This is a genomic window from Microbacterium sp. 67-17 (genome assembly GCF_001898325.1).
Lineage (GTDB): Bacteria > Actinomycetota > Actinomycetes > Actinomycetales > Microbacteriaceae > Microbacterium > Microbacterium schleiferi.
The window spans coordinates 1-23,973 of record NZ_MKTR01000033.1 but is presented as its reverse complement, the minus strand read 5'-3'; the positions used below and the strand labels follow the sequence as shown (position 1 = coordinate 23,973).

The following is a 23,973-nucleotide window of genomic DNA, read 5'->3' as shown; positions in this document are numbered from 1 at the left end:
CGGTCCTGTGGCCGGGTCAGAACAGGAGTGACGCGAGGCGACTGCGCGCCCGGATGACGCGCGGGTCGTCGTCGCCCACGATGCCGAACAACTCGAGCAGGCGTTCCCGCACGGGCGCGCGCACATCGTCGGGCAATGCCGCGAACACATCGAGCAGCCGGTCAAAGGCATCCTCAACGTGGCCGCCCGCAAGATCGAGGTCGGCGACCAGAAGCTGGGCGTCGACGTCGGTGGGTGCAGAGGCTGCCGCCGCACGCGCAGCCTGAAGGTCGGCATCCTGGACCCGCGAGAGCAGCTGCACCTGAGCAAGTCCCGCTCGCGCATCCGTGTCGCGTGGGTTCTCGGCGAGAGCACGCTCGTACGCAGAGATCGCCGCCGCATAATCCCCGGACTCGATCGCAGCAAAGGCCTCCGCGTGAAGCGGCGGCAGCGCCGGTTCGACAGCAGCATCGTCATCGGTAACGCCCGGGTCTCCTGCCCCGACTGTTCCGGTAACGCCGTTCTGCGCAGCGAGCTGCAGCAACTGGGCGAAGACTTCGCGCACCTGCTGCTCGGGAACAGCGCCCGTGAACAACGGCACGGCCTGCCCGCCGACCAGGGCCACGACCATCGGGATCGACTGGGCGCGGAATGCCTGAGCAAGCTGCGGGTTGGCGTCGACGTCGACCTTTGCCAGGACCACGCGACCCGCGTACTCGGTGACAACGCGCTCGAGGACCGGGCTGAGCTGCTTGCAAGGCCCGCACCACTCGGCCCAGAGGTCGACGACCACGGGCACCGTCTTGGACAGCTCCAGAACGTCGGGGAACATCGCGTCGGTGACGTTGATCACCAGACGCGTGGCGTTCCCGTCTGCAGGAGCGCCGGCAGCAGGCTCGCTCGGGGACGGAGCCGTCGGACAGTTGCGCAGGGCTGAGAGGTCGACGGCGCCCCGGAGAGGAACGTTGGAGCCGGGAAGTGTCACAGCACAGAGCCTTTCAGAATCGAACTCGAGTAGCCCAGAAGACGGATCGGTTCGCTCGATCCCTTCTCGGGCACGTAGAAGAAGAGCTGGTCACTGAAGGTCGTCGAGAACCCGGATGCCGACTGGTCAGCGCCCGCGAGCGTCTTCACCGTCGCGTTGTTGTCCAGCTTGATGACGGCGTCTTCGTTGGTCGGCTTGACGGTGTCGGTCTCGGCGATGCTCACCGCGACGATGGCGCCACTTTCGAGCGTCGCGATCGCGAACGGAGCGAATTCACCGGCGGCGGCGCTGAAGGTCAGGCTGCCGGTCTCAGCACCGGTCTGATTGAAGTCGTCGAGACGTTCCTTGCGATCGGCAATGACGCCAGCACGGAACAGGTCGCTCTGCTCGTCGAACATTCCCGCGAACGCCGACTCGTCGCCCTTATCGAGCACGTCAGCGTATGCGGCTGCAAGCTCATCGGGTGGAAGCAGCAGGAACGGTGAATCCGGGGCAAGCTGACTCGCGCCGATGTACGACGGCGCAAGCTCGGGCATCAGTGTGTTACCCCCGAGGTTGCCGAGATAGCTCAGCTTGTAGGGCGTCCACGGATCAGCCTGCGTCAGCACCATGATGCTCGAGGTGTTGGCCTCGTCATCCGTGACGACAGCCAGGAACGACCGGGGCCAGCCGTTGAAGGCCTGCGGCAGGACGACCTCGACGGGCTTGCCAGGAACCGCGGTCGGCATCGCATAGTCGGCGATGGCTGACCGCAGGGTGTAGTTCGTCTTGCGCTCAGCCAAGAGCGCGCCGTCGAGACGGGTGGCTGCGAGGTCGGCATCCTTGGCTTCGTCGGCCTGAGCCACGGTCTGCGACACCTGCTCGACGATCCGCTCTGCCTGCTGCTTGGTCACCGCTGGAGCCTGCTGACCCTCGGGCACGATGACCGACGCCGTCGGACTCGGTGTCTCGGACGGCACCAGTTGCGGCCACGCATCCGACGTGCAGCCGGAGAGCAGGCCAACGGTGACCGCCGCGACGGGTAGCGCAATGAAGGACTTGCGTCCGCGCCCCAACCCCCGACGCGGCTTTCCGGCACTGATGACGCCCTTATCAGACTCCGCGACCGACAGATCGATCGGCTCGGTCACCGGCAGCGGCAAGCCTTTTCGGCGTGGACCGCGCGAACGGCGCACGTGACGGATGCCGAGCACGTACAGCACGACACCGACGGCCATCAGGATGCCGCCACCGACGATCAGGGGGCCCGCCCATGGCGTGGAGTTCTCGATCGGCCAGGTGACGCTCACCGTCGTCGGCGCAGGTTCGGTTCCGTCAGAGGCGATGATGACGCTCATATCAGCGGGCAATTGGAGGGGCGCGATGAGGAGGTCTTCTTGCTGGTATTCATCCAGCCACAGGTCAGATCCTGCCGGGTTGCGCCCGGGAACCGCTTCCTCGGCGGATCCCTGATCGGTTGCTGCATCCCCTGTCGCTGCCCCGTCACCGGTGGGCGCGTCGGTTGCCGGTGTGGCGGTGGGGGCGACGGTCGCCTCGGGCTCAGGAGCGGGCTCGACCTCCTCGGTAACGAGCGACCCGTCCTCGGTTTGCACGACCTGGTTGTAGGTAGCGTCAGCAAGCCACGCCTGCACGTCAGCTGTCCGACCGTAGGCGGCGAAAACAGGACCATCGCCGAGCACACGCAGCGTCTGGGATCCGGGATTCGCTGTCAGCAACGCACCGTCGATGACCAGGTACGGCTCGTCCTCGGTTATCGAAACATCGGCTGTCGTCGACCGGGGGCCCTGGAAGATCGTCCGCTGGGCGATTCCCGCCCCGATCATCACGGTCGCCAGAACCAGCGCGACCACAGCCCATACGAAACGCACGAAAAACCTTCCTCGGCGCGCGGACGTCGTCGCACACCGGAAAACTCGACATTTCAGACTAGCGAACATGTGCTGAAAGTCCCCAGGGAAGGGGTGCATCACCGTCTCAGCCCCGGCTATGCGTATTCTGATCGCCAGGCGAGTCGCGTCAGAGAGAACGAGGTGCCGTGAAGCTGCAGAACCCCTTCCGCGTCGCATTCGTCGCGACCCTCGGCGTGGGCCTCGGACTCCTGCTCATCGCGAGCGTCCAGACGCTGTCGACGATCCTGCTCTACGTCGGTACCGCACTGTTTCTCGCGCTCGGCCTCGAACCGATGGTCTCGTGGCTGATCCGACGCCGCGTGCCACGGTGGGCAGCGGTTCTCACCACCATCGTCGTCGTGCTCGGCATCTTCGCCGGCGTGATCCTGATGGTGCTCCCGATCATCGTGGAACAGATCACGCAGTTGGTCGTCGAAGTCACCCGCATCCTCCAGAACCCCTCGTGGCCTGACGAGCTGCAGGCGTGGCTCGAGACGGTGTTCCCCATGCTCGCCTGGGACGACATCTTCGCCTACATCTTGCAGTGGCTTCAGAATCTGGACTTCGCGTCGATCGGTGGGTCGATCGGCGGCAACATCCTCGCGATCGGTGCCACCATCGCGAGCGGCCTGTTCGGCGCCTTCATCGTGCTGATCCTGACGATCTACTTCACAGCGTCGATCCCCTCGCTCAAGAAGGCCGTGTACCAACTCGTCGCGGCATCCAAGCGGCAGCGGTTCGTCGATCTCGCGGAGCAGATCACCGATTCGGTCGGCTACTACGTGATCGGTCAGGTCAGCCTCGGCGTCATCAACGGCATCCTGAGCTGGATCTTCCTCAGCATCATCGAGGCCCCTTTCCCGGCGGTGCTTGCCGTTGTGGCCCTGCTGTTCTCGCTCATCCCGCTCGTCGGCACGCTCACCGGCTCGACGATCATCGTGCTGACCTGTCTGATCCCGGGCCTGGGCTCGCCGACGATCGCGCTCATCGCCGCGATCTACTACCTCATCTACATGCAGCTCGAGGCCTATGTCATCTCGCCCCGCATCATGAGTCGCGCCGTCGCGATCCCCGGGGCAGTCGTCGTGGTCGCGGCCCTCGCCGGCGGCTCGCTTCTCGGGCTCCTCGGCGCCCTGATCGCCATCCCGGCGGCGGCAAGCGTCCTGATCATCTACCGCCAGGTGGTGATCCCCCGGCAGAACGAGCGCTGATGCTCAGGCGGGCGCGCCGAGATCGCCATCCCACTCGGTCGGCAGCGGCAAAGCGTCGGGGTTGATGGCCGCGACGATCTCGGTCAGCACCGTCCTGGTCTGGTTCTCACCCACCCACAGGTGACGACCGCCCTCGACCGGAATGAGCGTGGCGTGCGGGATAACGGAGAAGCGCTTCGCAGCCTCGTCGGGGCGCAAGAAGTCATCGAACTCCGGAACGAGCACGATGATCGGCCGCGGATCCTCGGCCCAGCCCGCGAGTTCGTCATCGGTGGTGCGGTGCAGCGGCGGCGACAGCAGGATGATTCCCTCGACATCGTGATCGGCTGCGTACTTCAACGCCAGTTCGGTCCCGAAAGACCATCCGACGATCCACGGGCGAGGCAGACCACGCTCCGCCACGAACGACATCGCCGCCGCGACATCCCACCGCTCGGATTCACCGCCGTCGAAAGAACCATCGCTGGTGCCGCGCGGGGAGGTCGTCCCCCGGGTGTTGAATCGCAGGACCGCAAGATCGGCGAGGGCGGGCAGCCGCGCCGCCGCCTTGCGGAAGATGTGAGAGTCCATGAATCCACCCGCCGTCGGCAGCGGATGCAGGGTGACGAGCGTGGCGTGGGGGGCACGCTCTGCGGGCAGGGCGAGCTCACCGACCAGACGCAGACCGTCCTGCGTGTGAAGCTCGACATCTTCCCGGCGAGCGGGAAGCAGCATCGGTCCGCGAATCTCCATGTCAGCTGATCCTCCAGCAGTGTGAGTGCCAATGGCGGCGCGCCGCGAGGTCCGCGGCGTCACCGAGTACACCGTCCGCGCGCCACGCGACGATGTGGGCGGCCCCCGGCTCGATAGGGCGGGCGCACCCGGGGCATGCATACGACTTCGTGGCTTGGGCCGCCGAGACCGGCTGCACCGTCCATTCCACGCCGCGGCGTACTTCCGTTCGCTTCCAGCCCGCGATCAGGCGTTCGAGCCCGTCATCGCCGGCGGGCTCGGGTCGGCGACGATGAGATCGTGGCATCCTCGCCGGTCACCACCAGTGGTTGTTGACCCAGAAGTTGTAAGCGCCGGCCCAGCTGCCGTAGCGCCCGACGGCGTAGCCATTAGCCCACCGCAAGTTGTCGACCGGGTTGTAACCGCTGCCGGGAACCTTGCTACACGGCAACGCCTGAACGAGACCGCAGGCTCCGGAGCGACGGTTCGTCGCGTTGGGATTCCACCCGCTCTCTCGGGAGACGACATAGTCGACGTACCCCCAATCGCTCTCGGCGATCCCCGCCGCCGACATCCACTCCGCGGGTGAGCCACCGCCGGAGTAGAACAACGGCGCTGCTGCTCCGCCGCTGGATGCGACGACCGGGGTCGGCTTGGGCTTGGGTTTGACGTACACCTCGTAGCCGCCGCGATCCGGATCGAAAGCGACCGGCTCAGCATCCGTGTCCACGAGGATCGACTGTGCGTCGACGATCGAGCTCGCATAGAGCGAGACCGCCTCTGGCGTGTCATCCTCTGCGGTTGCGAAAGCCATCCCGCTGGGGCCGGCGTTGGCCGCGACGAACCCCAATGCCGCCATGGCAGCGAACACGCCGAGCACGCCGCGGCGCTTCGACCAGTGTCCGACCGGGGCCGCGGTTGCCCGGGGCGGCGCGCTGGAACGCCGCCGGGCGAGCTCAGCGCTCGCACGTGCGGTTACCTCTACGCCACGGCTTTCATCGGTCACAATGACCCGATTCTATCGAGACCCAGTCGAGCTCGCGCCCTGAGCCACGCGCGGGTTCACTCGACAGCGAGCATGATCTCGACGACGGCGTCCAGGACAGCATCGACCTGGACCTCGCGGTATCCATCGCGCTGCATACGGAACGCGACGCCACGGACCTGCTCGATGGTCGCGCCGCTCCCGGTCTCGAGATACCGCGCAAGCTTGTTCATGACGAAGTCGACCTCGTCGACCCGGTATCCGTAACGGAGAGGTCCGGTCCGCTGGAAGCGACGACGCGACGGCCGTTGCAGCCGGTCGAGGACAGTCTGGGCGTCCCGCCGCGTCCGGGCGATCCACACATCCGTCCCCACCCGGGCAATGGCAGCATCGCGTTCCCGTCGGGCGAAGGCATCCTCAATTCGGGTGAGGGCCGCATCCACGCTCGTGATCTCGTACCCGCGACGCGCGAGAGGGAAAGCAGCAGCCCGGATCTGGCCCGATGTCATCGACGGGTGGCCCGGAGACTCGAAGGCCTCCCGTGCATGCGAGAGGAAGCTGTCGACGGCGGCGCGCTCGTAACCCTTCACACGTCCGCGTGTGATGGGGAACAGTGCACGTGCCGGTTCGGGAACGGCGGGCGCTGCCGACGCCGGAGAAGAAGTCATTGTCATTCGGATACCAGCCTCACGCCGTTACACCACGTCATGCTGCCACAAGCGGCGCGAATAGGTAGTACAGCGCCAGTGCCGCTGTTGCCGACGGGAGGATCGAATCGAGCCGGTCGAGGACTCCCCCGTGTCCGGGCAGCCATGAGCTCATGTCTTTGATGCCGAGATCGCGCTTGACCATCGACTCGCCGAGATCGCCGGTCGTCGCCGTGCCGAGAATCACCGCCCCCAGGATGGCACCGGCCCACCAGGGCAATCCCAGCAAGAAGATCCCGAGCAGGATGCCGGCGACGACAGCGCCCACGACGGCTCCCGCGAAACCCTCCCAGGTCTTGTTCGGGCTGATCCGGGGGGCCATCGGATGCTTCCCGAAGCTGAGTCCGGCGGCATACGCCGCGGTGTCGGCAACCACAGCGACGGCGATGAAGGCGAGGATCCACCACTCCCCGCCGTCCTGCCGCAGGAGCACCATCGCCATGCTCGCGAGGAACGGGACATAGAACACCACGAACGTGCCAGCGAGCACGTCACTGGTGACAGCGGAGTATCGACGACCGTCACCAGCCGCCATCTGAGCCATCAGTCGCCAGACGACAACGAAAGCCAAGGCAGCGAACAGCGCAACCCAGTGCAGCCACAGCTCGAGGAATGCGCCAGAGAGGAGCACCACGACTGCAGCCACGATCTGCGGCGCCAGATCAATGCGGCGATCCGAGCCCGCCAGCGCCCGCGAGAACTCGACAACGCCGAGCACGACGACGCCGAGAGCCAAGAAGACGAAGGCCCACTTGATGAAGATCAGCGACAGCAGCGCGACAGCCCCGATACCGACGCCGATGAGGATCGCGAGGATCAGGTCTCTACCGGTGCGCTTCTTGATGCGCTCGTTGGCCTCTTCGAACTCCGCGCGCGCGTGCGCAACATGGTGCTCGAACTCAGTCCGCGCAGTGCGCATCTGCGTCTGGAAGCCGGGGTCGGCATTCTCCGTCGCATCCCCGGCGGAATCACCAGGGACGCGCGCCTCGGAACGGTCATCGGTCATGTCGACCGCTACACCTCGAGAAGTTCAGCTTCTTTGCGCTTGAGCGCCTCGTCGATCTGGTCGACGTGGGCGCGCGTCAGCGCATCGAGCTCTTTCTCGGCGCGGCCAAGCTCGTCTTCCCCGATGTCGCTCTTGAGAGCGTCGAGGTCGTCCTTGGCCTTACGACGGATGCCGCGCACGTGCACCTTGGCATCCTCGGCCTTGGCGCGCACGAGCTTCACAAACTCCTTGCGCCGCTCCTCGGTGAGCTCCGGCATCGTGACGCGGACGATCGTGCCGTCGTTGGTCGGATTCGCGCCGAGGTTCGGGGCATCCCGAATCGCCTGCTCGATCGCCTTGAGCGCCGACTTATCGTAGGGATTGATCACCAAAGTTCGCGCCTCGGGGTTGTTCAGCGACGCGAGCTGAGCAAGCGGGGTCGGCGAACCGTAGTAGTCGACCATGATCCGCTGGAACAGCTGCGGGTTGGCGCGGCCCGTGCGTACGGTCGCGAAGTCATCCTTCGCGGCCTCCACTGCACGATCCATGCGGGTTCCGGCATCGGTCAAGACATCCGCGATCACGGCGACTCCTTACTGCGTGTGACCTGCACAGTCTAGTCGGCAGGCTTTCAGCCGACCGTGACGACCGTGCCGATCGATTCGCCGAGAAGGGCGCGCGTGACGTTCCCCTCGGGCTCCATCCCGAACACTCGCATGTCCATGCCGTTGTCCATGCACAGGCTGAAGGCCGTCGAGTCGACGACCTTCAAGCCGCGCTGCAGCGCGTCAAGGTACGTAATCCGGTCGATGCGCGTGGCGGTCGGATCCTTCCGCGGATCAGCCGTATAAACGCCGTCGACGCCGTTCTTCGCGACGAGAACCTCGCTCGCACCGATCTCGAGCGCGCGCTGGGCCGCAACGGTATCGGTAGAGAAGTAGGGAAGCCCGGCCCCTGCCCCGAAGATCACGACGCGCCCCTTCTCCATGTGACGTTCAGCGCGGCGCGGAATGTACGGCTCGGCGACCTGGGTCATCGAGATCGCAGACTGAACGCGAGTTGCCGCGCCGGCCTGTTCGAGGAAGTCCTGCAGCGCCAGCGCATTCATGACGGTGCCGAGCATCCCCATGTAATCCGCCCGACCACGGTCCATTCCCCGCTGGCTGAGTTCGGCGCCGCGGAAGAAGTTTCCTCCGCCGACGACGACGGCGATCTCCACCTCGTCCACGGCCGCAGCGATCTCGCGCGCGATCTGGCTGACGACATCCGGGTTGACCCCGAGCTGCCCTCCCCCGAAAGCTTCCCCCGAAAGCTTGAGCAGGACGCGCCGGCGCCCCGTCGATTCATCCGCCACGTACGTCTCCTCTTGTCGCCTGCAACCTACTGAAGCACATCAGAAAGGGCCCGCACTGCATGGTGCGGACCCTTTCGACATGATGCTTACGCGCCGACCTTGAATCGAGCGAAGTCGGTGAGCGTGAGGCCCGCGTCCTTCGCCACCTGGGCGACCGAGAGCTTGTTGTCTCGGGCGTAGTCCTGGTCGAGCAGAGCGACCTGCTTGAAGTAGGCGTTCACGCGACCCTCGACGATCTTCGGGAGTGCCGCCTCGGGCTTGCCCTCGTTACGCGAGATCTCGGTGACGATCTCTCGCTCCTTCTCGACGTCGGCCTCCGGAACATCATCGCGTGAGAGGTACGACGGGTTCGCGAAGGAAATGTGCTGCGCCAGCGCGCGTGCAGTCTCTGCATCATCACCCGTGTAGGCCAACACGACGCCCACCTGAGGCGGGAGATCCTTGTTGGTCTTGTGCAGGTAAATCTCGAACTTCTCGCCCTCGATCGTACGCACCTGGCGAAGTTCGACCTTCTCGCCGATGATCGCTGCCTCGTCCGAAATGAGCTGCTCGACGGTTCCCACACCTGCAGACGCAGCCAGGGCCTCTTCGACCGAGTTCGCACCGATCGCGGCAGCAGCGTCTACGACCTTGTCTGCCAGAGCCACGAAACGGTCGTTCTTCGCGACGAAGTCGGTCTCGCACGCGAGCTCGATCAGCGTGACCTTGCCGCCCAGCTCGCGGGCCGCGATGAGGCCCTCGCTCGTCGAGCGGTCGGCACGCTTCGCATTGCCCTTCGCGCCCTTCAGACGCAGGATCTCGACGGCCTTCTCGACGTCCCCGTCAGCCTCTTCGAGTGCCTTCTTGGTGTCGACCATTCCCGTGCCCAGCTGCTCGCGCAGCGCCTTGATGTCGGCGATCGTGAAGTTTGCCATGGGTGGTGGCTCCTTGTTCGTGGTGAGTTCTCGTGGATGCTCCGGCGGCGCATTGGCGCCACCGGAGCGATGTCGATCGGCTTACTTGGCCTCGGCGGCAGCGTCCGCGTCACCGGCAACGGCCTCGTGCGCAGCCGCGCCGGCAGCGTCGGCCTCGGACTCGGTCGCAATGGTTTCGACCTCAGCGACGTCGGTCACGATCGGTGCGCCCTGCTCGAGAAGCTCCCGCTCCCACTCGGCGAGCGGCTCAGCAACCTCGGCCTCGCCTGCCGGCTGGTGGCGCTGGATGAGACCGTCAGCGGCGGCATCCGCGATAATGCGCGTGAGCAGGCCCACCGAGCGGATCGCGTCGTCGTTGCCAGGAATCGGGTACTGGAACTCGTCGGGATCGGCGTTGGTGTCGAGGATGCCGATCACGGGGATGCCGAGCTTCTTGGCCTCGTCGATCGCGAGGTGCTCACGCTTGGCGTCGACGACCCAGATCGCCGAGGGGGTCTTCTGCAGGTTGCGGATACCACCGAGCGACTTGTGAAGCTTGTCGAGCTCGCGCTTCTTGATCAGCAGTTCCTTCTTGGTGAAGCCGCTCGCTGCCGGGTCTTCGTAGTCGAGCTCCTCGAGTTCCTTCATGCGCTGAAGGCGCTTGGAGACGGTGACGAAGTTGGTGAGGAGACCACCGAGCCAGCGCTGGTTGACGTAGGGCTGGCCGACGCGGGTCGCCTGCTCGGCGATGACTTCCTGCGCCTGCTTCTTGGTGCCAACGAACAGGATCGTTCCGCCGTGGGCGACGGTCTCCTTGACGAACTCGTAGGCCTTGTCGATGTAGGTCAGCGACTGCTGCAGGTCAATGATGTGGATGCCGCTGCGCTCGGTGAGGATGAAGCGCTTGACTTTCGGGTTCCACCGGCGGGTCTGGTGTCCGAAGTGCACGCCGCTGTCGAGCAGCTGGCGAATCGTAACGACGGCCATGGCCGTCCTCCTTTGCTGACGCACTCTCGCGTCTCTTACGGTTGATCTCGCCGGTCGGCGACCGACGATCCTGGCGCCCGACACGCTTCCGCTGTGCTCTGGCGAGCGCAGACCGATGGAAGTCGTGCCACCTGACTGATAGCCAGGCCCTGGGCACGCGAAGTCACCCCGAGATCGGGATGCCCTCCCAGTGTACCAGCGGCGGCGGCCGCGAGAGGTGCAATGCCGCGACTGGCGATCTCCTCCCCAGACCTGCCAAGGCCGGCTTCTTTCCCCGGACTGGCACGATCAGCCGGGGAACCCGGGCACCGAGCGGATGCTGAATCGCATGGCACACTCTCGGCGCGTCCTGACCGCTGTCCTTGCGCTCGCTTCTGCCGCTGGACTGGCAGCATCCTCACCCGCGTCCGCGGCGCCTCCCGTGTTCGGATCAGGTACACACACGCTGCGATCGGCGGACCCCGCGCAGATGGCGGATCACTGGATCTGGCCGGTGTCGGGGTTCCGCATTCTGACTGTCTACGTCGCACCGGCCCATCGCTACGGGCCGGGGCACCGTGGCGTCGATCTGGCTCTCTTCGGCATCCGGACCGTCCGTTCGCCCGCGGCGGGCGTCGTGCAGTTCAGCGGCCGCGTGGTCGATCGGGATCTGATCACGATCGACCACGGTAACGGGCTCGTGACGACGCTGGAGCCCGTAACCTCTCCCCTCTCGAGGGGCGACAGGGTCGCGCGAGGTGACGAGGTCGGTGTCGTGAGCGAGGGCGGCCACACGCCCGTCGGAGCAGTGCACTTCGGTGTGCGCTGGCAGGGCGAATACATCAACCCACTGGTGCTGCTGGGCGGCGTGCCCCGAGCTGTTCTGCTCCCGTGCTGTGGCTAGCCGCGATCAGATCAGCCTCGGGCGACCTGATCAGCCGAAGACATTTCGGCCGCCGTTGTCTTGAATCGTGCCGTATCCGGATGCGCTGAACGTGTTGTCGTTGCCGTTGACGGTGATGTCGCCGATCGCACCGTCAGCGTCGATCCGCATGCGGTCACCAGCGATCTGCAGCGAGCCGATCGGGCCGCTGACGAAGCTGTTGTCGTTTCCCTCGATGCGCACATCGCCCATGGTGCCGATCGTGACATCGTTGTTGCTTCCCTGGAGCAAGACGGTGTCCGCTGACCCGCCCATCTGCACAACGATCCGGTTGCCGGCGATCGTCACCTCAGCGCAGTCGGCCGTCAGCGAGAACACGACATCGTTGCCGGCGAGGATGGCTCGCCCGTTCACACAGAGCGCATCAGGCGCCGATGTCGGGGAGACCGTGGCTGTCGGCGCCGGCGTCGGGACGTGCGTTTCCCAGGAGGGCGAGGGAACCGGGGTCACGGCTCCACGCGTCGGAACGACGGTGGCGCGGGGTCCCGGGATGGCGATGCATCCGGCGAGCGCGAGTGTCGTCGCGAGGGCCAGGGCGACACCGAGCGTGCGGCGCGGAGCATGCATGCAATAACCCTACGCGGGAAGCGCTGATCGTCCGAGACGTCGTGGGCGGTGCTCTGCCGTCTACGCCCGTGGGTGCGCGAGGCGGTAGCTCGCCGTCAGTCGCTCGCTCGATACATGAGTGTAGATCTGGGTCGTGCCGAGACTCGCGTGGCCAAGCATCTCCTGCACCGAACGCAGGTCGGCACCACCATCCAGCAGATGAGTAGCACCCGAGTGTCGCAGAGCGTGCGGACCGATGTTCCCACCGCTCAGCACGCCGACGCGGCGGGCAACCACGTCATAGACGGAACGCGAGCCGATGCGCGCACCGCGAACTCCGAGGAAGAGCGCGCGGTGCGCGGTTCCGGTCACGGCAAGAGCCGGACGGCCTCGCACGAGGTAGGCCTCCAGCGCGCGCGCTGCGGCACCCCCGTACGGCACCACCCGCTCTTTCGATCCCTTGCCCCAGACGCGCGCGGTCTGACGCTCTCTATCGAGATCCGTCAGATCCAGAGCACACAGCTCCGAGACGCGCAGCGCCGCCCCGTACAGCAGCTCGAGCATGGCGTGATCACGCAGTTCAACCGCGTCGCCCCCAGCGCCCGCTGACTGCCCGAGCTCATCGAGCAGCTGCGCGAGCCCGTCGGCGGAGGCAACCTTCGGGAGGGTGCGCCCGCGCTTGGGGGCAACGAGGCGCACCGCCGGATCCCTGTCGATGAGGTTCGCATTCAGCGCCCACGCGAAGAAGGTGCGCACCGCGGCTGCGCGCCGTGCGAGGGTGGACCGAGCCTCGCCGCGCTCACTCGCACGCCACATCCAGTTCCGCAGCATCTCAAGGTCCACATCCCCGATCTGGGTAGGTCCGGTCGCGTCGGCCAGGTCGGCGAGATCCGACCGGTACGCCCGCACCGTTGCAGGAGACAGCCGGCGAACGTCGCCGACATAGCGCAGGTAGTGCTCTGCCGCCTCGGAGATGTCCATGCAGACAGGATGCCTCAGCTGACCGCGCGGAACCGCGGCACGGTGCGGTGTGGCGCGAGGACCCGCTGTCGCCTGCTCAGGCGGACAGAGACTGCGCGCCTTTCTCATTGAGCGTGTACGCCGCCCCATCCCGGCTCCGGTCAACGAAGCCAGCATCGACCAGGTACCGCCGCAAGAGAGCAGTGTCATCGGCGAGAACACGGAGCCGGCCGGTGAGAACGGGTTCCGAGACGGTCTCACCGTGCTCGAGCACGCGCTCGGCAACCCATCGCAACAGATCATCGCGCTCGCGGAGCGACGCCGGGTACTGCGTGATGCGCCCGTTGACAAGGAACCTTCCGATGCCCGTCGCTTTTCGTCGCGACACATCGGCAAGGATGTCGGCGAACACCGTCGGTTCAAGCGCCAGCACGCCCCCTTCAGCGCGGACCGCGCCCGAGGCGGTCAACACCCGCACGATGTGCGCGCGCCGGGACGGCGACTTCGCGTCGAGATAGCCGGTGAGGTCTCCTCCCCCGAGCAACAAACCGAACGCGACGCGGACGTCGGGATTCGCGAGCGCGGCAATCACCGGACGCCACCGGTTGCCTGTCTCCTGTGTCATCTGCGCCTGACCTCCTCGCCCCGAGCCTCTCACGCCAGACGCCAGCCTCCCGCGTCAGCCGTCACCGCGCCACTCAGGTGGAGGATTCCCAGGTGGGACTGCACATCGGCGATACCCAGGCCGCTGCGCCGCGCGATTTCCTGAGAGGTCCTCGCCACCCGTGCACTGAGAGCGTCGCGGACGCGCGTTGCGTCGGTGGTGCGCATCGCGGATTCGCCGTCGCCGGCACCGATGAGCTCGCCCCAGCCGATCAGCTCACGAACCTCGGCAGCGGTGGTGACGCAGGTCGCTTGGAGCTCGCGAAGCAGCCGGTGGCAGCCCGCCGAAGCGGCACTCGTGACGGGTCCCGGCACTGCTCCGACGGGGCGACCCAGGGCGCTCGCGTGATGCGCAGTGTTCAACGATCCGCTGCGCCACCCGGCCTCGACCACGACTGTCGCGGCCGACAGGGCTGCGATAAGCCGGTTTCGCTGGAGGAACCTCCACTTCGTGGGAGCAGAGCCCGGCGCAACCTCCCCGACGACAGCTCCCGTCGCGGCAATGCGCTCGACGAGGTCGGTGTGGGCCTGCGGATAGGCCCGCTCCAGGCCCCCTGCCATGAGGGCGATCGTACGGCCGCCCCCGGCGAGGGTCGCGCGGTGGGCTGCGGCGTCGATCCCGAAGGCCGCACCCGAGACGATGGGGATCCCCACGGCAGTCAGCTCTGCGGCCAGCTCCCCCGCGACGTGCTCGCCATAGGACGTGGCAGCACGCGCTCCGACAATCGCTACACCAGCGCACGCCGCCGCGATGGATCGTGGGTCGCCGCGAACCCACAGCGCCAGCGGCGCGTGAACTCCCAAATCATCGACGGCATCCGGCCACGCCTCATCAGCTGGTGTCACCAGCCGGAGCCGGGCGACACGCGCTGTGCGCACGACGCCGGACACCGTCCCGGGCCGCATCCTCGGTTCCCATCGCTGCATCGCCGCGCGCGCTTCGCCAGGCTCAAGGATGCTGTCGCTGATGTCCCCGCGCCGCACCCGCCCGAGCGCCTCGAAAGCCCCCAGCGACCCTGTCAGAATCCCCGCTGCCGCGTCACCCGGCTCGGTCAGACTGTTCCAGACCACGCGGGCGTATCGATCGAGGATGTCGTCGTCGGAGAGTGCGCCCGTCACGAGCGGGCCGAGCTCGTCGCGGGCACGCTGCGGATCAATCACGCCACGGTTCCTCTCTTCAAGAAGAGAGCGCGCCCGATGTGGTCGGGTGTCGGCATCCGTTCCCCCTCGAGATCGGCGAGCGTCCACGCCACCAGGTGCATTGTGTTTTACCCTTTGTCTTATGAGGGCAGCGATATACGCGAGACAGTCGGTGAAGGCTGACGAGGGTATCGAGCGGCAGCTCGACCGGTGCCGGTCCCTCATCGCAGCGCGCGAGTGGGAAGCCGGTCCCGAGTACCTCGACAACGACACCAGCGCATCGAAGCCACGTGGACCGCTCACGGCGTGGGGCAGGATGCTCGCTGAGGCATCCTCGTTCGACGTCGTGGTGGCCGTGAACCTCGACCGGCTCCTCCGCACACAGCGGGATCTCACGACCCTGATCACGGCAGGCATCGCGGTGACCACGCTCGAGGGAGAGTTGGACCTCACGTCCGCGTCGGGTGAGATGCAGGCGAGCGTGCTGACCGCGATGGCTCGCTTCGAGGCGCGACGCAAGGGCGAGCGGCAGACACGCGCGAACGAGCAGCGCGCCCGGTCCGGACGGTGGGTAGGTGGCCGTCGACCTTTCGGTTTCGATGCAGACGGCAAGACGATCCGACCCGCCGAAGCGTCGGCGATCCGTGACGGCTACCAGGAGGTCCTCACAGGCTCCTCTCTCGCCGCGGTCGCGCGGGAGTGGAACCGTCGAGGGTTCGTGACGGGACAAACGCGTCAGGCCCGCACAGGGCACGCCGGGGAGCCGTCACCCTGGCGAGCGGGCTCGGTTCGGGCAGTGCTGCTGAACCCTCGCTACGCCGGACGGGTGCGGTACAAGGGCGAGATCATGACCGAGCCCGCCGAGTGGCCGGCGATTGTTGATGAAGCCACGTGGGAGGCGTGCCGAGCGATCGTCACCAACCCGGCACGATCAACCGCAGGCCGCTCCCCGAGCCATCTCCTGACCGGGATTGCCGTGTGCGGGATCTGCGGTGCCACCGTGCACGCGGGCGGCAACGCGCGGCGCGGTGTTCGCGGGTATCGCTGTAGCGGCAGTCTCGGGCACTTCTCGCGCCGCGCGGAGCCTGTCGAGGACTACGTGTCCGCCGTGGTTGTCGCGCGCCTGTCGCGTGCAGACGCTCGCGACCTGCTGTCGAAGTCGCACACCGCCGACGTTGCCGCGCTTCAAGACGAAGCTGTCGGACTCCGAGAACGGCTCGACGCACTCGCGGTGGACTTCGCAGACGGTGCGTTGACCGCCTCGCAATTGCGCGCGGCAACCGAACGCATCCGGGAACGGCTCGCGACGGTGGAACACGACCTGGCCGACGCGGGCAAAGTCGACACACTCGGCGACTTGATCGGAGCGGCTGACGTCGCCGCCGCATGGGCCGGGCTCAGCCTCTCGAGGAAGCGTGCCGCGATCTCGACGCTCATGCGCGTCACAATGCACCCGGTCGGCCGCGGCACCCACACATTCAGACCCGAAACTGTCGGGATTGACTGGCTGTCGGAGGCCACCTAGAGACTTCCCTCAACCGAGGGCAAGAAAGAGCCCCCGCCGCGGTGGAGCGCGACGAGGGCAAATGGATCACGAAAGAGGAAACCGATCATGACCAGCATTGATGTTACCCGCGATATCCCCACTATCCGGGCTGCCCTTCCATGCCCTGAGTGGTGCACGGAACACACCGGCGATCGCGTAGCGACCACAGAGATCATGCCCGGGTCGACAGCCGTGGAAGAGGCACTTCCAGTTGGTTCCCACCGCACTTCGTTCTTCTCCCGCGCGGGAATTCACGATCAGGAGGTGTATATGCAGCAGGGCGTAAGTCATGCAGGCGTGTGGAATCTCGAAACGATCTACGTCAAGCACGGCAACCATGGCATGGGCGGGCCGACGTTCGTGATGTCGTTCGGGTCGCAGAACGCGCGCGATCTCGGACTGGCACTCATCGCCGCTGCCGACGCACTCGAGGCCGCGGTCTCGGGGCGCTGTGACGAGTGCGGGAGCGCAACAACACGCGCGCCGGGTCTCTGCCATGAGTGCCTGGTGGCCGCGAACGTTGCGCGGTTCAGGAACCTTCACGCTGTCGACTAGAGACGAACGTCGGGGGTGCCGCCTGGGAGACTAGGCGGCACCGCGCATCGGGGAACAACATGAGCAGACGAAACCCACCAACAATCCACACGGGGCACATAACCCGTTCCGGACGTCGCGTGGTCGGCGTGGATTACTACTGTCGGAGGCATCCAACCTCCGAGATGGGGCGCTTCCGCATGTGGGCTGACCCCGCAGACGGCGACGACGTGTGGACCTACAGGATGTCCGATGGCGTGCTGCCCGAAGATGCAGGCCAACCCGGAAAGGCACTCCTTATCTGTCCGGTCTGCGGGAGCGAAAGCCAGGTATCGGAACAGAACCTCAGATCACGACTTGTTGCGATGCGCGCGAACCCGCGTGTCGAGATCGTAAGAATCTAGCCCCTCGCCTAATTTGGAATAGGCAACACCGCCCCGATCGGGCGAGATAAGTACGACGGAAACCCCCACCTGTGAGTAGCAGGGCAGTTCAACACGCCCTGAAGGACTCCAGACATGGGATGGACTCACACGCGATCGAAGATCGCCAATACCCTCCGCGAAAACCCATCCGCGGACGTCGGTGATCTCCGCCAACAGCTACGCGCGGAACGGCTAGAAGAACATATCCGCCGCGTTGTCTCGTCCGCGCCACCGCTGACCACCGAGCAGCGCGACCGCCTCGCGTCGATCCTGCGAGGTGCGGCATGAGCACCCGCAAGCGCGCGATGGCCCTCGACCCCGGAACGTCGAGCACCGCTGATCTGATCGCGAACCCGGAAACCCTTGGATGGGTGAAGACCGCCGTGTTGCGGATTCTCCGTCAGTGCCCCCGCACCGATGACGAGATCATCCGTGAGTACAACGCCCGCGTCCCGCACCCGTACTTCCCACAGGTGACCCCGCAGCGGATCCGCACCGCCCGCGCGCAGCTCGTGCGCGAGGGGATCGTGGTCGAAGCACCCATGCTCGGACACTCGGACCTCGGGAACCCCGCGGCGATCTGGGAGCCGCGTGATGCCTGAACAAGAGAGAAGCCGCCCCGCGTGCCAACGGGACGGCCAGAAGACTGCATCTCTCACCCCCATTCTAGGCCGCCGTGGCGGGCATCCCCACAGAAATATTGCGGGTGTACGCGATGGCTGACGCTCGAGTACCAGAACGCTACCTCAACGACCGCCGCATCCTGCGACTGTCGCCCGCCGCCCGATCGAGCCTCATCATGGCGACAGTCTGGGCCGTGTCGAACCGCACCGATGGACTCATCGAACGCGACGACATCCCCCTCATTCCCACCTTCGACCAATCCACTGTTGACGCTTTGGTATCGGCAGGACTACTCACTGTGTCCGGGGCGGATGCGTGGATCATCACCGACTACGAACGCGACCAAACGTCTCGTGCGGAGTTCGAAGTACTGGAGAACATGCGGCGTCGTGAGCGGACGAAGAAGCGTCGTCAGCGCTCCAAAGAGGGGGACAGTCCCGGGGGACATTCCCCGGGGACAGTCCCGGGGGACAGCACAGGCAAGGCAAGGCAAGGACAGGCAAGGCAAGGCAGGCAAGGAGAAGAAGACCTTGCAGTGAACGCTGAAACCGCCGAGATCACCGACTGGCCTACCGCTGTCCCCGGCTCTGGGGGTCTTCCGGAGTCATGGGTCGAGTCCGACACGGGCGAGTGGGTGAGAGCATGAGCCGCGCATCCGACGCACTCACCAACCTCGCGCAGGCCCTCAACGATCACGATCCTGCTTGCCGGGATGACCCGCGGTTCACTCTCGACCACGACCAGCTCCCGCCGGGTGAGGTCGCACACATCGGGTTGACGATCTGCCGCCCGTGCCCGCTGAGAACGACCTGCCGGGAGTACGCCGAGACAGCCAAACCCCCGGCCGGCATCTGGGCCGGACGAACCTACCAACGCCGACCACGAAAGGACCAACCGTGAACCCCGCTCCCCTGACACGCACAACCCCGCGAGAGACCGCGAGTTTTAGGGATCAACTAGGACCACACAAGACCCCGCCGTCTTCTTTTTGTACACACGGGGGTTTGTCTGGTCTGACATTCGGGAGGTCTGACATGCCTCGTGAGTTGAAGCCGTGTGGGACGGATGAGCGGACGCGGGATGTTGCTGCGATGCTGATCGCGCGCCCTCAGCATCGTGAGGCGGTCCTGGAGCACCTGTGCATGATCGGGGCGGATTCGGTGACGGTCGCTCTGATCTCCTCCAGGGTGCTGGAGTGGATGGACGAGCTCCTTCTGGACCGCTCGAGCGATGGGATCTGGCTGGACATCGTGGCTCGCGCAGAGGTCGCGAATCGCAACGACCCTCGAGGGGCTGGCGGGTCTGTGAGCGTGTCACTTTCGGGCTGTGTCGGGCGGGGCCGGTAAAATGGAAATTGCCGAGCGAAGGTTCGCTCTCGAGATTGCAGAGGTCCATCGATCGGCAACGTCACGGGCTTTGGTTGCCGAGATTGAGCGACCAGGCAGGCAGATGACCGCAAAAACGGGACGCACTAATCAGAGTGCGCCGTTCGCGGTGCCTGACCTTTAGGAGGCCACTGTGGCTACCACTACTCTCTCTGGCCGTCGTTCGCAGTTGGAAGCGCAGATCGCTTCTCTCCGCGCCGAGGGCGAAGCCATCACCCGTCTGTCCACGCTGACAACCGCGCAGGAAGCCCGCGCGGCGCAGATCCCCGGCGAACTGTCGCAGGCCCGCAGCGACCTCGCTGAGGTGCAGCAGATCATCGCGGACGAAGAGCGCATGACCGCCGCCGCGACGGAGCGACATTCCGCTGGAGCCGCCGTGACCCCCCGCGCCGATGACACTGTCCGCGATCGTGGCGACGCATGGATCGACTCGAACACTGGCGAACGCGCAGCACTTCGGGCCGGCGAGTCGTTCCGCTCTCACCCCGTCATCGAACGCGAGAGCGCTCGCCGCAACGCTTCCGATCAGCTCATGATCGCGCAGCATGGCGGCATCGGGCAGATGCTTCGGGCACTGTCGACCTCAAGCGGCTCCGCGATCGTTCCGACAGTGTGGGCAGCCGAGATCATCGACCGGGCGCGCGAGGAGGCAGCGGTGACCCGTGCCGGGGCCACGATCGTGCCGATGGAAGCGAAGACCGTCCAGATCGGCCGACTGACTGGTGACCCCACTGTCGCATTCCGCGCCGAGTCGGGCACGATTACCCCGTCTGACCCGACGTTCGACAATGTGACACTCACCGCGAAGACGATGAGCACGATCGTGAAGGGGTCGATCGAGTTCTTCCAGGACGCACCCAACTCCGACGAGATCGTGACGACCGCGATCGCGAAGGCGTTCGCTGAGCACCTGGACCTTGTCGCCCTCTACGGCGGTATCGAATCGGGCGCGGGATCGATCAACCTCGATGAGGACGTCAACCCGCACGGTGTGCTCAAGCGTCTCCTGGCGTACGACAGCGCATCCCAGGTGCTCGGAGCGACAGCCGGTGTCACCGCGACCAACGGCACCAGCATCACCGCCGCGTCGGCGTACAACGAGATCCTGGACACGATCTACACCGTCCGCGACGGACGCGAGGAGCCCAACGCGCTCATCTGGTCCTCGAAGATGGCCCGCAAGCTCGCGAAGCTGTACGACTCCACCTACCAGCCTCTCCGGGCACCGCAGGATGTTCTTGACCTGGAACGGATCGTGACCACCAAGATCCCGAAGTACACACAGGGAACTCTCACGACCGCCACTGATGTGTTCGCCGGCGACTGGTCACAGTTGCTGATCGGTCAGCGTCTCGAGATCACCATCCAGCGACTCGATGAGTTGTACGCAGTCAATGGTGAGATCGGCTTCGCGGTCCACTGGCGCGGCGACATCAACCTCGCCCGACCCACCGCGTTCGCCGTGTACAAGGCATTGCAGGGAGCGTAAGGGCACCTCCTCTCTGTCGCGTCAACCTCACCGTCCCCGTTTCTCTCGATCTTCCCGGGGATCGCGGAATGGATGGTCCGCACGTCATCTGCGTAGCGACCAGCGCGACATCCCGGGGGTCCACCCAACGAAGCCGTTTGGCGTGGACCCCCACACACCCGACTGCACCACAACCGTAGGAGGCCCCCGTGGCTACCACTCGTGAACTCGCCGTCAAGATCGTCGGTGACGCGTCCTCAGCCGTCAAAGCATTCGACGACACCGCCGACGCGGCTGGCCGCGCGAACTCGAAGTTCGATTCCGCACGCGCCGGCATCACCCTCGCATCCGCAGCAGTAGTCGCCGCTGTGGGCGCGTTCGCTGTGTCGTCGATGGATGCGTTCGCGGAGGCCGAGCAATCACAAGCCGCGCTCCTGGCTGCGTTCGACAAGTTCCCCGCGCTCGCAGACAGCAACATCGAAGCGATGCGCGCTCTGAACACGGAGATCCAACGGAAGACCGGGTTCGATGACGACCAGCTGGCGGCGTCACAAGCGACCCTCGCACAGTTTGGGCTCACCGGGGAGCAGATCCAGCAGCTGACCCCGTTGATGGCTGACTATGCGGCGAAGACGGGGAAGGATGTCACGACCGCTGCGGAGGATCTGGGTAAAGCGGTACTCGGTCAGGGTCGCGCGTTGAAAGATGTCGGTGTTGACTTCACCGACACGGGGGATGCGGCGGGGAACTTTGACCAGCTCATCGCGGGTCTTGACGGGACCGTGGGTGGTTTCGCGGAAACGATGGGTGGCACGACCGCGGGGAAGATGGCGATCCTCGAGGCCGGGTTCGGTGACATCCAGGAAACCGTCGGCGAAATGCTCGTGCCTGTCCTCAACACCCTCGTCGATGTCGGAACAACCGTCACGAACTGGATGGCCGACAACCCCGACGTAGTACAGGCCCTCGCGATAGCGGTGGGCGTCCTGACCGCCGCAATCATCGCCCTGAACGTCGCGCTGTGGGTAGCCGCCGCGAATCCGATCGTCATACTCATCATCGCGATCATCGCCGCTGTCGGTCTCCTGATCGCCGGCATCTGGCTACTCGTCGACAACTGGGACACCGTGGTCGCGTGGATCACCGAGGTGTGGTCCGGGTTCATGTCGTGGATCTCCGACGTGATCGACGGGTTCCTGACCTGGTGGAACGGTGTGTGGACTGAGGTCGGGAACTTCTTCCAGGAAGCGTGGAACAACCTCGTCACTGTGGTGCGGTGGCTGTGGGAAAACAGCTTCATCGGGTGGCTCACGAACACCCTCATTTTCTTCATCCAGAACTGGGAGTCGATCTGGACTCAGGTCGGGAAAATTTTCGGGGACGTGTGGAACGGTTTCGTCGGGATCGTGAAGAACATCTGGAACAGCATCCTCGGGTGGATCGAGGGCGGGGTGAACGGTGCTATCCGGTTGATCAACGGGATGATCGACGGGGTGAACGCGGTCGGTGGTGCGTTCGGTATCGAGCTCGCGTACATCCCGACAGTGAACCTCCCGCGCCTCGCGAACGGTGGTGTGACGACCGGGCCTATGGCGGCGATCATCGGCGACAACCCTGGCGGTCGGGAGATCGTGTCTCCGCTGGATGAGGCGCAGCGGTCCATGGAACGCGCCGCTGTCGCCGCAGCCGTGGCGGCGGTGAAGTCCGTACCGCAACAGTCCGGTTCGAGCGCTCAGGTTGTGGTGTACCCGCAGCCGGGGATGAGTGAGGAACAGGTCGGGCGGTCGGCTGCTGAGGAGCTGCTGTTCGCGATGCGGGGGGCGTAACGCACTCACCCGAGCTATCGCACGCACTTCCGGCTCCCGGAAGCCGGAAGTCCCGAACAAGTCCGTGCGATGACGCTCGGCACGCCGTCGAAGTCAGCCGCGAGCAAGTCAGACGTGACACAAATGTGTCACTTGAACTCGTGGCCACAGCACCGCCGTTCTTTTAGCAAACGCATATTTCAGACGTGACCCCGCCGTGTTCTGTGGATGCGTGTGTGTACATGGATCGTTGGTGTGACATTCTCCGGTGTGACATTCTCTGCCAGACCGCACATCTCCGCGCCTAGGATGTCGCAGTGGACGATCTAGAGGCTGCTGCCACACCCCGCTGTGAGTCGTGCAAGGTGGTCATGTCTGAGCATCCTCGCGGGTGGCAATGCCCCGTCTGTGGTGCCGAAACGCGCACATAGGCAAAAAAGCGGTATTGCGGACCCGGAGGACCCTGTCGTAGCCGCGCAGGGTCAGACTTCCCCGCGCCAGGGCGCCATCGAGCGGGGCGCGAACCCCGGGCGGGAGCGCCCCGGCGCCGGAGCGCAGCCATGTGCCCGGCACATCGGCGTTTCGCCGCCAGGGCGTAGTCGAAAGGCGTCGCGCGGCCCGATCACGGGCCTCGATCACGAGCGCTCGAGCCCGATCCGAGTCGAGGTCTCCCCGGGCCTCGGGAACACGACCTACCCGCAGCAGAGTCAGCTCGATATCGACGCGATCGAGAAGCGGGCCAGATAGGCGGTTCTGGTAGCGGCGGATAGCCTGCGACGGGCATTCGCACACGGCATCCCGAAGCCCGCGGTTTCCGCACGGACACGGGTTAGTAGCCAGAACAAGCTGAAATCGCGCGGGGAAGGATGCCGTGTATCCGGCCCGGTGAACGGTGATGTTCCCGGACTCGAGGGGTTGACGCAGCGCATCGAGCACTGTCGTGGGAAACTCTGCAGCCTCGTCCAGAAACAACACGCCCTCGCTGGCGCGGACGATCGCGCCAGGCCGCGGAGCCCGGGTACCGCCGCCGACGAGGGCTGCAGCACTCGCACTGTGATGCGGCGCTTCGAACGGTGGAACACGGGAGAGGTGAGTGACCGCGCTCCCCGAGAGCGAACGGATGGATGCCGCAGCCAGCGCGGCCTCGTCATTCAGGGGTGGCAGGATACTCGGAAGCCGCCGCGCGAGCATGGGGGTGTCAGATGGTCTGTGTGAGTGGGGTTCACCTCGAAGGAGAACATCATGGAGACCATGGCTATCAGTCCGGAG

Annotated in this window: 25 protein-coding genes; 9 read left to right on the top strand and 16 right to left on the bottom strand. The window is 65.7% G+C overall.

Annotated elements, in window-relative coordinates; all coding sequences use genetic code 11:
• Positions 1 to 16: 16 nt before the first annotated feature.
• Both BGO47_RS13090 and BGO47_RS13085 read right to left on the bottom strand, forming a co-directional pair.
• A complete protein-coding gene (locus tag BGO47_RS13090) occupies positions 17 to 964 on the bottom strand; it encodes a tetratricopeptide repeat protein (RefSeq protein ID WP_292712571.1) in 948 nt (315 codons plus the stop codon).
• Positions 961 to 2,832, bottom strand: a complete 1,872-nt coding sequence (locus BGO47_RS13085) for a glycosyl transferase (RefSeq protein ID WP_292712569.1) — start codon at positions 2,830 to 2,832, stop codon at positions 961 to 963. Before BGO47_RS13085 ends, BGO47_RS13090 begins: the two co-directional genes overlap by 4 nt.
• 167 nt (positions 2,833 to 2,999) lie before the next feature.
• On the opposite strand from BGO47_RS13085, the gene BGO47_RS13080 reads away from it, so the two are divergent.
• Positions 3,000 to 4,064 carry an AI-2E family transporter gene (locus tag BGO47_RS13080; protein ID WP_292712568.1) on the top strand — a complete coding sequence of 355 codons (1,065 nt, stop codon included), beginning with the start codon at positions 3,000 to 3,002 and terminating at the stop codon, positions 4,062 to 4,064.
• Positions 4,065 to 4,067: 3 nt separating this feature from the next.
• On the opposite strand, the gene BGO47_RS13075 is transcribed toward BGO47_RS13080, so the two are convergent.
• The 9 genes from BGO47_RS13075 to rpsB all read right to left on the bottom strand — a co-directional run bounded on the left by BGO47_RS13075 (position 4,068) and on the right by rpsB (position 10,686).
• A complete protein-coding gene (locus BGO47_RS13075; protein WP_292712566.1) occupies positions 4,068 to 4,796 on the bottom strand; it encodes an alpha/beta fold hydrolase in 729 nt (242 codons plus the stop codon).
• 1 nt (position 4,797) lies between these two features.
• Positions 4,798 to 5,082, bottom strand: coding sequence for a hypothetical protein (locus BGO47_RS13070; RefSeq protein ID WP_292712565.1), 285 nt, complete (start codon positions 5,080 to 5,082; stop codon positions 4,798 to 4,800).
• A gap of 9 nt (positions 5,083 to 5,091) precedes the next feature.
• Positions 5,092 to 5,781, bottom strand: a complete 690-nt coding sequence (locus tag BGO47_RS13065) for a transglycosylase SLT domain-containing protein (protein ID WP_292712563.1) — start codon at positions 5,779 to 5,781, stop codon at positions 5,092 to 5,094.
• A 56-nt stretch (positions 5,782 to 5,837) separates the two neighbouring features.
• Positions 5,838 to 6,428 carry a DivIVA domain-containing protein gene (locus BGO47_RS13060; RefSeq protein ID WP_292712561.1) on the bottom strand — a complete coding sequence of 197 codons (591 nt, stop codon included), beginning with the start codon at positions 6,426 to 6,428 and terminating at the stop codon, positions 5,838 to 5,840.
• Positions 6,429 to 6,465: 37 nt separating this feature from the next.
• Positions 6,466 to 7,473, bottom strand: coding sequence for a phosphatidate cytidylyltransferase (locus BGO47_RS13055; protein ID WP_292712559.1), 1,008 nt, complete (start codon positions 7,471 to 7,473; stop codon positions 6,466 to 6,468).
• An 8-nt stretch (positions 7,474 to 7,481) separates the two neighbouring features.
• Positions 7,482 to 8,036, bottom strand: coding sequence for a ribosome recycling factor (frr, locus tag BGO47_RS13050; protein ID WP_292712557.1), 555 nt, complete (start codon positions 8,034 to 8,036; stop codon positions 7,482 to 7,484).
• 47 nt (positions 8,037 to 8,083) lie between these two features.
• Positions 8,084 to 8,806, bottom strand: coding sequence for a UMP kinase (gene pyrH / locus BGO47_RS13045; RefSeq protein WP_292712555.1), 723 nt, complete (start codon positions 8,804 to 8,806; stop codon positions 8,084 to 8,086).
• Positions 8,807 to 8,892: 86 nt separating this feature from the next.
• Positions 8,893 to 9,720, bottom strand: a complete 828-nt coding sequence (gene tsf / locus BGO47_RS13040) for a translation elongation factor Ts (protein ID WP_292712553.1) — start codon at positions 9,718 to 9,720, stop codon at positions 8,893 to 8,895.
• A gap of 81 nt (positions 9,721 to 9,801) precedes the next feature.
• Positions 9,802 to 10,686, bottom strand: a complete 885-nt coding sequence (gene rpsB / locus BGO47_RS13035; RefSeq protein ID WP_292712552.1) for a 30S ribosomal protein S2 — start codon at positions 10,684 to 10,686, stop codon at positions 9,802 to 9,804.
• 328 nt (positions 10,687 to 11,014) lie between these two features.
• Here rpsB and BGO47_RS13030 point away from each other — a divergent pair, with 328 nt between their 5' ends.
• Positions 11,015 to 11,569: a M23 family metallopeptidase gene (locus tag BGO47_RS13030; protein WP_292712550.1), complete on the top strand. Its 555-nt coding sequence runs from the start codon at positions 11,015 to 11,017 to the stop codon at positions 11,567 to 11,569.
• Between the two features lie 30 nt (positions 11,570 to 11,599).
• Here the strand turns inward: BGO47_RS13030 and BGO47_RS13025 are convergent, their stop codons facing one another.
• From BGO47_RS13025 to dprA, 4 genes are all read right to left on the bottom strand, one after another.
• On the bottom strand, positions 11,600 to 12,175 hold the full coding sequence (locus tag BGO47_RS13025) for a hypothetical protein (protein WP_292712548.1): 576 nt from the start codon (positions 12,173 to 12,175) through the stop codon (positions 11,600 to 11,602).
• 60 nt (positions 12,176 to 12,235) lie between these two features.
• A complete protein-coding gene (locus BGO47_RS13020; RefSeq protein WP_292712546.1) occupies positions 12,236 to 13,135 on the bottom strand; it encodes a tyrosine recombinase XerC in 900 nt (299 codons plus the stop codon).
• Between the two features lie 76 nt (positions 13,136 to 13,211).
• Positions 13,212 to 13,739: a DUF2087 domain-containing protein gene (locus tag BGO47_RS13015; RefSeq protein WP_292712544.1), complete on the bottom strand. Its 528-nt coding sequence runs from the start codon at positions 13,737 to 13,739 to the stop codon at positions 13,212 to 13,214.
• Between the two features lie 29 nt (positions 13,740 to 13,768).
• On the bottom strand, positions 13,769 to 14,938 hold the full coding sequence (dprA, locus tag BGO47_RS13010) for a DNA-processing protein DprA (protein ID WP_292712543.1): 1,170 nt from the start codon (positions 14,936 to 14,938) through the stop codon (positions 13,769 to 13,771).
• 121 nt (positions 14,939 to 15,059) lie between these two features.
• Here dprA and BGO47_RS13005 point away from each other — a divergent pair, with 121 nt between their 5' ends.
• The 7 genes from BGO47_RS13005 to BGO47_RS12975 all read left to right on the top strand — a co-directional run bounded on the left by BGO47_RS13005 (position 15,060) and on the right by BGO47_RS12975 (position 22,725).
• Positions 15,060 to 16,442: a recombinase family protein gene (locus tag BGO47_RS13005; protein ID WP_292712541.1), complete on the top strand. Its 1,383-nt coding sequence runs from the start codon at positions 15,060 to 15,062 to the stop codon at positions 16,440 to 16,442.
• Positions 16,443 to 16,529: 87 nt separating this feature from the next.
• Positions 16,530 to 17,018, top strand: coding sequence for a hypothetical protein (locus BGO47_RS13000; protein ID WP_292712539.1), 489 nt, complete (start codon positions 16,530 to 16,532; stop codon positions 17,016 to 17,018).
• A gap of 688 nt (positions 17,019 to 17,706) precedes the next feature.
• The gene (locus tag BGO47_RS12995; protein WP_292712537.1) at positions 17,707 to 18,024 is read left to right on the top strand and encodes a hypothetical protein; all 318 of its coding nucleotides are present in this window, start codon (positions 17,707 to 17,709) and stop codon (positions 18,022 to 18,024) included.
• A 113-nt stretch (positions 18,025 to 18,137) separates the two neighbouring features.
• On the top strand, positions 18,138 to 18,692 hold the full coding sequence (locus BGO47_RS12990; protein ID WP_292712535.1) for a hypothetical protein: 555 nt from the start codon (positions 18,138 to 18,140) through the stop codon (positions 18,690 to 18,692).
• Positions 18,689 to 18,946, top strand: a complete 258-nt coding sequence (locus BGO47_RS12985; protein WP_292712534.1) for a WhiB family transcriptional regulator — start codon at positions 18,689 to 18,691, stop codon at positions 18,944 to 18,946. The genes BGO47_RS12990 and BGO47_RS12985 overlap by 4 nt, the downstream gene beginning before the upstream one ends.
• Positions 18,947 to 19,564: 618 nt before the next feature.
• The gene (locus tag BGO47_RS12980) at positions 19,565 to 20,920 is read left to right on the top strand and encodes a phage major capsid protein (RefSeq protein WP_292712532.1); all 1,356 of its coding nucleotides are present in this window, start codon (positions 19,565 to 19,567) and stop codon (positions 20,918 to 20,920) included.
• A 188-nt stretch (positions 20,921 to 21,108) separates the two neighbouring features.
• Positions 21,109 to 22,725, top strand: coding sequence for a hypothetical protein (locus tag BGO47_RS12975; protein ID WP_292712530.1), 1,617 nt, complete (start codon positions 21,109 to 21,111; stop codon positions 22,723 to 22,725).
• Between the two features lie 348 nt (positions 22,726 to 23,073).
• Here BGO47_RS12975 and BGO47_RS12970 read toward each other — a convergent pair.
• Positions 23,074 to 23,973: ATP-binding protein (locus tag BGO47_RS12970; RefSeq protein ID WP_366246892.1), on the bottom strand; the 900-nt coding region annotated here is incomplete at its 5' end.